General features: G+C 71.2%; 12 protein-coding genes. 9 read left to right on the top strand and 3 right to left on the bottom strand.

Annotated elements, in window-relative coordinates:
* Position 1 precedes the first annotated feature (1 nt).
* The 7 genes from F6X38_RS14310 (at position 2) to F6X38_RS14280 (ending at position 5412) form a co-directional block, all read left to right on the top strand.
* Complete coding sequence (locus F6X38_RS14310; protein WP_150970684.1) at positions 2 to 757, top strand: SDR family NAD(P)-dependent oxidoreductase; 756 nt, start codon at positions 2 to 4, stop codon at positions 755 to 757.
* A 52-nt stretch (positions 758 to 809) separates the two neighbouring features.
* Positions 810 to 1841 carry an Ldh family oxidoreductase gene (locus tag F6X38_RS14305; protein ID WP_150970682.1) on the top strand — a complete coding sequence of 344 codons (1032 nt, stop codon included), beginning with the start codon at positions 810 to 812 and terminating at the stop codon, positions 1839 to 1841.
* Between the two features lie 98 nt (positions 1842 to 1939).
* Complete coding sequence (locus F6X38_RS14300; protein WP_150970680.1) at positions 1940 to 2221, top strand: hypothetical protein; 282 nt, start codon at positions 1940 to 1942, stop codon at positions 2219 to 2221.
* 215 nt (positions 2222 to 2436) lie between these two features.
* Positions 2437 to 2934: a hypothetical protein gene (locus F6X38_RS14295; RefSeq protein ID WP_210248890.1), complete on the top strand. Its 498-nt coding sequence runs from the start codon at positions 2437 to 2439 to the stop codon at positions 2932 to 2934.
* A 71-nt stretch (positions 2935 to 3005) separates the two neighbouring features.
* Positions 3006 to 3350 carry a hypothetical protein gene (locus tag F6X38_RS14290; protein WP_150970676.1) on the top strand — a complete coding sequence of 115 codons (345 nt, stop codon included), beginning with the start codon at positions 3006 to 3008 and terminating at the stop codon, positions 3348 to 3350.
* On the top strand, positions 3347 to 4369 hold the full coding sequence (locus tag F6X38_RS14285; protein ID WP_161992763.1) for an AAA family ATPase: 1023 nt from the start codon (positions 3347 to 3349) through the stop codon (positions 4367 to 4369). Before F6X38_RS14290 ends, F6X38_RS14285 begins: the two co-directional genes overlap by 4 nt.
* On the top strand, positions 4366 to 5412 hold the full coding sequence (locus F6X38_RS14280) for an AAA family ATPase (RefSeq protein ID WP_150970672.1): 1047 nt from the start codon (positions 4366 to 4368) through the stop codon (positions 5410 to 5412). The genes F6X38_RS14285 and F6X38_RS14280 overlap by 4 nt, the downstream gene beginning before the upstream one ends.
* Positions 5413 to 5561: 149 nt before the next feature.
* Here the strand turns inward: F6X38_RS14280 and F6X38_RS23430 are convergent, their stop codons facing one another.
* Complete coding sequence (locus F6X38_RS23430) at positions 5562 to 5771, bottom strand: hypothetical protein (RefSeq protein WP_161992762.1); 210 nt, start codon at positions 5769 to 5771, stop codon at positions 5562 to 5564.
* 75 nt (positions 5772 to 5846) lie between these two features.
* Here F6X38_RS23430 and F6X38_RS14275 point away from each other — a divergent pair, with 75 nt between their 5' ends.
* On the top strand, positions 5847 to 7184 hold the full coding sequence (locus F6X38_RS14275) for a reverse transcriptase domain-containing protein (RefSeq protein ID WP_150970670.1): 1338 nt from the start codon (positions 5847 to 5849) through the stop codon (positions 7182 to 7184).
* 372 nt (positions 7185 to 7556) lie between these two features.
* Positions 7557 to 9491, top strand: a complete 1935-nt coding sequence (locus F6X38_RS14270; RefSeq protein ID WP_150970667.1) for a mechanosensitive ion channel family protein — start codon at positions 7557 to 7559, stop codon at positions 9489 to 9491.
* A gap of 10 nt (positions 9492 to 9501) precedes the next feature.
* Here the strand turns inward: F6X38_RS14270 and F6X38_RS23920 are convergent, their stop codons facing one another.
* Entirely contained in the window at positions 9502 to 9978 is a 477-nt protein-coding gene (locus F6X38_RS23920; protein ID WP_246191353.1) for a hypothetical protein, read from the bottom strand.
* Positions 9975 to 10844: a DUF2092 domain-containing protein gene (locus F6X38_RS14260; protein WP_246191352.1), complete on the bottom strand. Its 870-nt coding sequence runs from the start codon at positions 10842 to 10844 to the stop codon at positions 9975 to 9977. The genes F6X38_RS23920 and F6X38_RS14260 overlap by 4 nt, the downstream gene beginning before the upstream one ends.
* Positions 10845 to 10926: the final 82 nt, after the last annotated feature.

The raw sequence follows: 10926 nt of genomic DNA, 5'->3' as shown, positions 1-10926 counted from the left end.
CATGAAACGCTTCGAGGGCAAGGTCGCGATCGTCACGGGCGGCGGCGGAGGCATCGGCTCGGCGATCTGTCGCCGCCTCGCCGACGAGGGCGCGCACGTCGTGGTGACCGACATGGACGCCGCCGCCGCCAAGGAGGTGGCCGAAGGCATCCGGGCGAGCGGCGGCACGGCGGAACCGCTCGCCGCCGACATCTCGAGCGGTGCCGCCTGCGCCGCGCTCGTCGCCGCGACCCTCGAGCGCCACGGGCGCATCGACGTCCTCGCGAACAACGCGGGCATCAACCGGCGCGGCGACCTGCTGTCGCTCACCGAGGAGGACTGGCGCACCAGCTTCGCCGTGAACCTCGACGCGATGTTCCATCTCTGCCGGGCCGTCCTGCCTCACATGGTCGAGGCGGGCGGCGGGGCGATCGTGAACACCGCCTCGCAGTGGGGCCTTTACCCCGCGCCGAACCACATCGCCTACAACACGACGAAGGCCGCCGTCGCCGCGTTCACGCAGAACCTCGCTCGCGACTACGCCCCGAACAATGTCCGGGTGAACGCCGTCTGCCCCGGCGAGATCCACACGCCGATGCTGGAAGCCGGCGTCAAGCGCGCCGGCAAGACCATCGCCGACCTCGACCGGCTCGTGCCGCTCGGCCGCATCGGCAAGCCGGACGAGGTCGCGGCCCTCGTCGCCTTCCTTGCGTCCGACGAGGCGCCGTTCATCTGCGGCTCGCTGGTCGAGATCACCGGCGCGCAGGCCGTCGCTTGAACGGCGGAACCAAAGCCCCACCGATCGGGCGACGCCCGGAAAGGGACTCCCGATGACGGGAACCGGGTCCTCGGACCGCGTCCCCCTGGCCGACCTCGTCGAGACGCTCTCGCCCATCCTGGAGCGGTACGGCTGCTCGAACGCGGTGGCGCGCCTGCTCGCCGAGAACTGCGCCGCCGCCGAGCGCGACGGCGCGCACAGCCACGGACTCTTCCGCATGCGGGGTTACGTCGACACCCTCCGCTCCCCCGGTTGGGTCGACGGGCGTGCCGTGCCCTCGATCGAGGACGCGGCGCCCGGCTTCCTGCGGATCGACGCCCGGAACGGCTTCGCCGTTCCCGCATTGGCGGCGGGCCGCGACCTTGCGATCCGCAAGGCGCGGGAGAACGGCGTCGCCGCGGTCGCGATCCGCGACTCGCACCATCTCGGCGCCCTGTCCCTCGACGTCGAGCCGTTCGCGGATGCCGGGCTGGTCGCCCTGACGTTCATCAACTCGATGCGGGCGGTCGTCCCCTTCGGCGGGCATCGCGCCGTGTTCGGGACCAACCCGATCGCCTTCGCGACGCCGCGCGCGGGCGACGCTCCGTTGGTGTTCGACATGGCCACCTCCTCCATGGCGAACGGCGACGTGCAACTCGCGGCGCGCGAGGGCCGGGCGCTGCCTGCCGACACCGGCATCGATCGGGCGGGCCGGCCGACAACGGATCCGAAGGCCGTGCTGGACGGCGGCGCCCTCGTGTCGTTCGGCGGCCACAAGGGAGCCGCGCTGTCGCTGATGGTCGAGATCTTTTGCGCGGCCTTGGTCGGCGGAGGCTTCTCCGGCGAGCTCGACCTGTCCGGGCATCCGGGAGTCGCCACGCCGCGGAGCGGACAGACCGTCCTGCTGATCGATCCGGACGCCGGCCGGGGAAGGCTTCCGGACTTCGCCGGACGCGTCGCCACGCTGCTTTCCATGGTCCGGGAGGCGGGACAGGAACGGCTGCCCGGCGACCGGCGCCTGCAAGCCCGCCGCGTCGCGGAGCGCCGCGGGATCCCGGTCTCGCCGGAGATGCGCGCGACGCTGGCGGAACTGGCTGCCGGGTAAGCCCTCGGCGGCGCGGCCGAGCCGTCGCCGGCGGCACGGTCGCGAGGCGGCTTCACGTCGGCCCGTTCCGGGGACGACCGCGCGGCAGGGGATGGACCGTGCCCGTCGCGCGGGTCGCGCCGCCGGCGACCGACACGCCGGACGCGAGCCCCCGGGCCATGCCCTTCCGTTTCGTCCAGCCGATCCGGGACGACGGGCCTCGCCCGCCGTTAACCCTCCGGGGCTTCGCCATCGATATCGTTACCAACCATCTTGACGCCGCGCCGCGTTCACTATTTGTTCAGCACATGACCGGAACCGCGCAGCACCAGAGCATCGACGGGCGCCATGCGCTCCGCGCGGTCGCCCGCGCGTCCGTGTCCGCCATACGCATACGCTGATTCCTTCCACACATCCGAGAGGTTGAACGCGGACGGGGACACAGCCCGTCCGCCCGAGGACAGGCGCGCCCGTGCCGCAAGACGCGATCACAGCATCCGACCAGCCATCGTCCCCCGACGGGCGAAGGGTACCCCGAAGGGAACCGTGCGGGAACGCGTACGAGCCGCGGCACACCGTACGGTGTGTCGGCGAGCCCAGGTTCCGGTCGCAGGCGGTGCGGGACGCCGCCTGCCTCTTGGACGTCGACGCCGACGTCGTCGAATGGTCGTGCCTTCCCCGGCCCCTGGCGGACGGTGGGCGTACGTACGTCGTGGACCTCGCGGTGACGCGCGCTTCCGGACGCGAACTCGTCGCCGTCGCCGAGCGACCGGAAAACTTCTCCGCTCCCGGTTGGGCGCAGGAGGCGGCCGCCGAACGCGGCGCCGTCCTACGGATCGTTCCCGCCGCCGACCTCGCCGGGGACCGGCTGGAGAACTCGCGCGAACTCCTGCGCTACGCCAAATGGCGCGTCTCGCTCAGCCAGCGCATCGTGCTGCTCGCCGCCCTGGACCAGGAAGGCTCGCTTTCCCTGATCGAATGCATGTCGGCAGTGCGGAACGCCGCCGACCCCATAGGGGCGGTCGCGGCGCTCGCGTTGCGGCGCTTCGTCGAGATCGACCTCGACAGCGGTCCCCTCGGCCCGGAAACGAGGGTCACCCGCTTCCGCGGCTGACCCCCTCCCCACCAGACATCCACTCCATCGCGCGGCGCGCCCGACGGCGGCCGCGAACGGGAATCCTTGCCATGACCATCATCGTCTCGCCCCAGGGCGACATCCTCGGCCTCGACGATCACCTCGACCGCTTGAAGCGCCTCGTCGCCGACCTCGAGGCCCTGAAACTCGGCCGCCACCCCGATCCCGCCTCGATCGAGGGATCGGCCGGCATCCGTGGCTGGGTCCTCGACACGCGCCCGGCGCCCTGCCTTCGGGGACACATCGTCGGCCACCCCGACATCCGCGACGGACGGATGGGCGTGACCTCGGACCTGTGGGTCTGGGCGCCCGACCACGGCTACGCGCGCACGCTCTCGAGATGGTACGCGCTCGGCCCGCGCGACGCCGACGCCGACCGGAGGGGACGGCAATGACCGTTTTCTCGCTCGGGAAGCAGGCGGCGCGCGTCGCAGGAAAGAAGAGGCAGTTGCCGCCGCGACACCTGTCCCCGTCCGCCTTCGTCGCCCGCGGGATGATCGTCCACGCGCTGCGGCAGGCGAACCTCCACCACGTGCTGTGCCACGAACCGTGCACGGTCGGCATCGCGGGCGTGTCGGAGGGGGCCGTCGATGCCGTGTCCTCCGCCGCAAGGGACATCATGGGCGCCAACCTCACCGCGAACTACGGCTTCGACGTCTCGATCTACGACCGCACCGATGTCTCGTCCAACGGCAAGCGCAACCTCAAGACCCTCGTTCGGGAGGCCGCGAAGGGGGGCGAGCGCGCGGCGTTCCTGTTCCCGTCCCGGGACGCGGTGCCCGGGGCGTTCCTCGCCACGGCCGAGGGCGTCGTGGACTTCGGTCCGGTCGATCGGCGCGTCCTGCGCGGGGCGTTCATGGCCATCGTGGGGAGGGCGCCGGATCGGCAAGGGCTCGACCTCGTCGCCTCCCTGCCGATCGACCTTCTCGACAGCGTCGTCGTGAAGGGCCGCGGCGTCGAGCGCAGCCTCGGCGTCGCGCGAAGGCTGCTCGCGGCGGTCGCGGCGGAAGCGGAGCCGGCCGGGCCGCCGGCAGCGAACCCGCCGACGGCGAGCTCCGGACCCCGGCTGGAGGAACTGTCGGGCCTCGGCGAGGTCGGCGAGTGGGGCGCCGAACTCGTGCGCGACATCGCCGACTACCGCGCCGGCGCGATCCCGTGGACCGACGTCGACCGGGGCGTCCTCGTGACGGGGCCGCCCGGGGTCGGCAAGACGATGTTCGCCGCGGCCCTGGGCAGGTCGTGCGGCGTTCCCGTCCATCTCCATTCCTTCGCCGCGTGGCAGGCGCGCGGCCATCTCGGCGACCTGCTCAAGGCCATGAGGCAGGCGTTCGACGAGGCGAGGAAGTCGGCGCCCTCCATTCCTTCGCCGCGTGGCAGGCGCGCGGCCATCTCGGCGACCTGCTCAAGGCCATGAGGCAGGCGTTCGACGAGGCGAGGAAGTCGGCGCCGTGCGTGCTGTTCCTCGACGAGGCGGACGCCTTCGGGTCGCGCGTCGATCCGGGCGACCGCTACGCCGCCTACTCGCGTCAGGTCATCGACGGCCTGCTCGAGCAGCTCGACGGCGCGGCGGGACGCGAGGGCGTCGTGGTGGTCGGCGCTACCAATTACCCCGAGCTGGTGGATCCCGCGATCACGCGGCCGGGACGGCTTGACCGGGTACTGCGCATGCGGCTGCCCGATGCCGCGGCACGCGTCGGGATCCTCCGCCACCACCTGCGCGGCGCGATGGAGGCGGCGGACCTCGGGCCGTTGGCCGAACGCATGGAGGGTGCGACGGGCGCGGAGATCGAGCTGCTGGTCCGCGACGGTCGGCGGCGGGCGCGGCGGCGGCGGGAGGAACTGACCCTCGCCGATGTCGAGGCGGGCCTGCCGCCCGAGGAACGGATGTCGGACGCCTTGTTCCGAAGGGTCTGCGTGCACGAAGCCGCGCACCTCGTGGTCGGCACCGCGCTCGCGGACGAGTCGGGCAGCGACCCGGTCGAGGCGAGGGTCGACCGCCGCCTGCGCGAGGGAACCTCGCCCGGCACCGAGTTCACGCGGCGTGCGGGCTTCGACCGGACCCGCGGAAGCTGCCTCGCTGAGATCGCCGTCCTGCTCGCCGGCACGGCCGCCGAGGAGGAGATCGTCGGCGACCGCGGCGACGGCGCGGGCGGACCCGAGGGAAGCGACATCGCGAACGCCACGGCGATCGCGGTGGCGATCGAGGCGTCGTTCGGGCTCGGCGACGGATTGGTCCACCGCGTGGCGGCCCGCGGGGAAGGCGTCGAGGCCATCCGCTGGGACGCCACGCTCCGGCTGGCCGTGCGGAAGATCCTCGACGGTGCCTTCGAACGGGCCAGGGCGATCGTCCGGGCCGAGAGGGAGACCATCGAGCGCGTCGCCGCCGTGCTGGCGGCGGAAGGCCGGGCCGGCCGGGAGCCGTCGAGGCTGGAACTCGTCATGGAGGGGCGGGGGTGACGGCCGGGCGCCGACGCGTCGCTCCGGCCCATCCCGCCCCGTCCGTCGTACCGGGGTCGGGGTGACCGGAGTGACGCGGCTCCCGGACGCCCGCTTGCCGGACGGGGTCGCCGCGTCGGGCGATTGCCACGTATCCTTGAACGAATCCTTCAACCGGGGCTTGCGCGAATCGGGCGGCTGAACCAATCCTCGCGCATCGCAGGCGCCAGGCTTGCGAGTGGTGGGTTGACCCTGTCAACGGGCCGCGACGAAATCAGGTCGATGAACAACGAGATCATCTCCTTGGTTGGATCGCCGGCAAGTTCCGGCAGGACGGTCGACAGTCCGATGAGGACGGCACGACCAGCATACCGCAGCATGTTCGGTACACGGCAGCATTAGAGATCCCACCCGGGGTCTCGCTCAGAAACGGCAAGGGGCGCTGGGACGACGGAATGCCATCCCGACCAGCGTCCCTTCTCGCACCGCCCCGCCCGTGGACGATGCCGCCAGCGAAGCTGAAGAACTACCCGCACTTCGACAGTCCGCTCAGCGCGGCGGGGGCCACCGATCTCGCGACCGACCCCGTGGCCGTCGCGGCCCACGCGTTCCATCCTCTGCTCCTGTTCGACGACGTGAAGCGGTACTTCCGGCGTCCGGACCGTCCACGAAAGGCGCCGAAGAAAAGGCCGATCCGCTACGCGGCCCGAACCGACGCCTACATCTACACGCGCTACCGCGACTGGTTGTCGTGCCTCTACGAGGAGCGGCTCGCCGCGCTTGGACTGAGCGACGCCGTCGCCGCCTACCGCCGGATTCCGAGCCCGTACCGCCGCGGGAACAAGTGCAACATCGACTTCGCCTACGACGCGATCGGGCACATCCGGCGGCTCGGCGACTGCCACACGCTCTGCCTCGACATCAAGGGCTTCTTCGAGAGCCTCGACCACGCCCGCCTGAAGGCGGTGTGGGCATCCCTCCTCGGGGTCCGAGACCTTCCGCCCGACCACTACAGGGTCTTCAGGAGTGTGACGAAATACGTCGAGGTCGACCAGATCGAGGTCTACCGTCGGCTGGGCTTCTGGGGCGAGAAGACGGTGCGGGGTCGCCGCGATCCCGTGGAGGGTTTCCTCGTCGACCGTCGCAGGATCCCGATCCGCCTGTGCGACGCGCGGGTCATGCGGGAGGTGGTGTTCGGCGAGGGCGGCAGGCACCCGAAGATCGCGGTGACGCGGAAGGAGAGGTTCGGGATCCCGCAGGGAACGCCGATCTCGGACCTCCTCGCCAACATCTACATGCTCGACTTCGACAGGGACATGAAGGAGCTGGCGACGGGGCTCGGCGGCCACTACAGCCGCTACAGCGACGACATCCTGTTCGTCGTCCCCGCCGACGCGATCGCTCCGGGTGCGCTCGCGGCGACCGTCGCGTCGGCGATAACCCTCCAAGGCGACGAACTGAAGATCGCCGACGGCAAGACGGCCATCCACAGGTTCACCCGCCATGACGGCGAACTGCGCTGTGCGTCCGTCAGCGCCGGCTCCCCGAACAAGCGTTTCGAGTACCTGGGCTTCCGCTTCGACGGCCGTCGGGTCCACCTGCGCGACTCGACGCTGTCGGTGCTCCGGCAGAAGATCGCCGGCGTCGTTCGCCGCGAGGCCATCGCGCAGTCGCGGAGATACGCCTCGTGGTCTGTCGACGAGATTTGCGACCGCTACGACTACCGACGCATCGAGGCGCGTTTCGGCCGCGTCCGCGAATTCGAGGCTGTCTGCGACAAGGCGGACTGGTAGTTCTGGACCTACGTCAAGCGGGCGGAGGAGGTCATGGGAGCCGACGCGCGTCCCGTCATGAGGCAACTGCGGAACCAGAGGGCGCAGATCCGCGAGCGTTTCCGGGCGTACGTCGAGCGCGACCGCCTGTGATGCCTGTTCGAGGCATGGTCTAAATCTCGCTGCACCGCGGCGCCAAGCCTTCGCAAGCGTCTCCGCGATGTCCGGCGGAGGATGTAACGGTAACTCGCTGGCGCCAGCGGCCGCTCGGTGCGACGGTTCCCGGCCACAAGGTCGGATCGTCGACCGAATCGGAAGCCGGGAATGGAGAAACCGAACGTCATTCGGGGATGGCCGACGCGCCTTGTCGCGTTCGCGGCACTCGTGCCCGGGATGGCTACGGCCCAGGAAGCCGCCGACGGCTCGCCCGTCCCGACTGGCGCCTCCGGCATGATGGACGCCTCCGGCATGGTCGCGGCGGCCACGTGGGCCTCGGACACGCTCCGCCGCCTCATCGCCGCCGCCGACCTCGTGCCGGACAACCTCGCCCGGACGGCGGCTTGGGTCGGGACCCCGCGCGAGTGGCTCGCACTCGCCGCCTGCTCGCTCGTCCTCGTCGCCGTTGCGCAGGCGGCGCGGCGGCTCGTCGAGCGCCTCGTCGCACCGGAACACGGCTTTCGCGGCTGGTTCCTCGGTAGCGCCTCCTTCGTCGCCGCCGGCGTCCTCGTCCACCTCGCCTTTCCCGTCGCCGATCGGGTGCGCGCCGTGTCCCTTGTCGTCGTCCTGTCCGTCGGGTTCGTCGTCCTCAACGCCGCGCTGGCCGGGCTGGCGCTCAGGCGCGGCGGCGTCGCCGCGGACCGGACGACCGCGGCGCTCGTGACCGCCGAACTGACTGTGACGGCCGTCGGCTACACGACGCTCGGCCTGATGCGGCTCGCCGGGACCCCGGTCGACGCTCGCCTCTTCCTCGGCATGTGCCTGTGGCTCGTCCTGATGGCGGGCGCGGTCGCGCTCCTGGCACGCTTCCGCACGCTCGAACACGGATCGACTTCCATCGCCTCGTCGGACCCTGCTTCCGGACATGACCCGATCCATCATCTCCTGTCGCGGCGGGCGGAGTGGTTCTTCGGCTCGGTGCTCTTCCTGATCGCTGCGGCCACGATCGTCTCGGCGCTGCGCGAGGGTCCGGCCGCGTTCTTGTCCGGCGCGCTGGCGCTTCTCGCCCTCGGGGCGCTTCCCGCGACGATGGCATTGCTGCCGTTGCCGACGATCGGCAGCGAGGGCACGGTCCGGCCGTGGCGGGCGACCGTGCGACGCTGCGCCCGGCTCGGCCTGTTCATCGCGTTCTGGCTGGTCCTCGCCCGGCTCCTCGACGTCCACCTGGTGGAGATGGCCTCCGACCGCCTCGGCGAAGGCGTCGCCCGCGTCATGATCGACGTCGCCGTCGCGGTGGCGCTCGGCAGCCTTCTCTGGCAGGTCGCGGAGGCGGCGCTCGACGGCCTAGCCGCCGGCCGCGCAACAGGCATCGTCCCGCCGGACACCGACGCGCATGCCGGGCGGCATGCCTCGCGGATCGAGACCTTCGTGCCGCTGCTGCGCACCATCGCGGCCGCCCTCATCGTCACAGTGACGGGGATGGTCGTGCTAGCCTCGATGGGCGTCCACATCGGCCCGCTCCTCGCCGGAGCGGGCATCTTCGGCATCGCTGTCGGCTTCGGTTCGCAGGCGCTGGTCAAGGACGTCATCTCCGGCCTGTTCTTCCTCGCCGACGACGCCTTTCGGATCGGCGAGTACATCGAGGTCGGCAGCGCCAAGGGCACCGTCGAGAGCCTGTCGATCCGCTCGATGAAGCTCCGGCACTCGCGCGGGGCGATCTACACCGTGCCGTTCGGCCAGATCGGCGTCGTCAACAACCAGAGCCGCGACTGGGCGATCGTGAAGCTCGAGTTCCTCGTCGACTTCGACACGGACCTGCGCGAGGCGAAGCGCTTGGTGCGCGGCATCGGCGCGGAGATCGCCGCGGACGAGGAAATCGGAAAGTCGCTGCTCGACCCGGTGAAGTTCCAGGGCGTCCGCCGGATGGAGCCCTACGGCATGGTGGTCGGGGTGAAGTTCACCGCGGTACCGGGCGAACAGTTCGCGTTGCAGCGCGAGGTCTACGCCCGGGTCCGCGACGCCTTCGCCGGGGCCGGGATCCGCTTCGCGCGCCCCCGCGTCAGCGTCGACGCGGGCGGCCGACACCTCACCGACGAGGCGATCGGCGCGGCGGTGGCCACCTCGTTGCCGCCTCCGGCGAAGGACGGACGGGACACGGTAAGCGAGACCTGATCGCGGGACGTCAACGCGGCGCGGGAACGACCACGTAGACGACATCGTGGCCCTGGTAGCGCGGCTCGTACCATCCGTTGGAGCAACGCCTGTAGGCGATGCCATTCACGACCAGCGTCTCGCAGCTCGTCGGCACCGAGGCGACGATCGTGCCCGCCACGACCGCGCCGGCGGTGAAGGCGACCGCCGCCCGCGCGACGGGATGGTAGCCCGGGTAATACGGCAGGGCCGGCCGGACGGGCACGGGCACCGGGACGGGATACGGCCGCGGGTATGGACCCGGACGGTATCGGACCCCGCCGCCGTTGAAGCCGGGCCGCACGTAGGGGCGGCGCACGTTGTAGTGGCCGCCGAGGTTGGCCCGCGCCATCCGCGCGCTCATGAAGCGGCCGCGAGCGTCGGCGACGTCCGGCGGGATGACGGAGAGGCCGACCGCGAGCGTGCCGACCGCGAGGCCCAGGATCTTGAAGCATCGCAGGGCGATCATTTGCCGTCCTCCGACTTGAGGAAGCCGATCTTCGTCATCCCGCCCGGTGGGACGAACCGGAACTCGTCGTCGGGGATCGCCTCCCGGGGTGTCCACTCGAGCGTCGCGGAGAAGCGGGGTCCGGCCGGGTCGAGGCGGTCGACGAGCGAGTACTTCAGCGGCAGCGGGTCGCCTTCGGCGGCGAGCCACAGCTCCCAGTCCTGGTCCTCGGCGCGGAAGGCGTAGTGGTCCGCGCTCTTGCCGCCGATCGTCGCCTCGCCGACCTTGAAGGCGCGCAGGATCTTCTCGAACGGCGCGTCAGGCGTGCCCCAGTCGAAGAGGTCCGCCAGCGGCAGGGAGAGGTCGTAGGTCGCGGCCGCCCGCTCCAGCATCGCCTTGATCGTCGGCGGCGCGTCGAAGCTGCCGTAGACGTTCCGGTCCGGCGACGCGTAGGTCACCGTCCTGCCGTCGTAGACGAGTTCGCGGTGGACGACGTCCGTCGTCATCTCGACGCGCAGGCGGTCCGGGCGGCGTGCCCGGTAGTCGGCCGTGCCCTCTACCAGAAGCTTTTGGTCGTCGTCGAGGACGATCTCCACCGAGGTCGCGCTCTTCAGCTCGAAGGTCTTCATCGCAGCGATCGCCTCACCCATGCGGGTCAACGCCGCGACGGCGGCGGGCTCGATCGGCGGTCCCTCCTCGACGTCCGACATCGGCACATCGGCCTCCGGGATCGTCGGCGCTGCGGTGTCCGACACCCCGGCGGGTGCGTCGGGCGTCGCCTCCTGCGTGACTGCGGGAGGCGACGAGGCGATCAGCATCGCGGCGACCAGCGCCGTCGGCAGCGGGTGGCCAGGCAGCGTCCACCTGCGCTTCCGGTATTCGATCATGGCGGCGATCCACGGCTGTTGGGATGTCGCCAGCTTCGACCGCCCGTCCCCGCGGACAAGTACGTTACTGTTACGGCGGGGC

Source organism: Plantimonas leprariae (assembly GCF_008802405.1).
Lineage (GTDB): Bacteria > Pseudomonadota > Alphaproteobacteria > Rhizobiales > Rhizobiaceae > Plantimonas > Plantimonas leprariae.
This window is presented reverse-complemented; position numbering and strand designations above follow the sequence as displayed.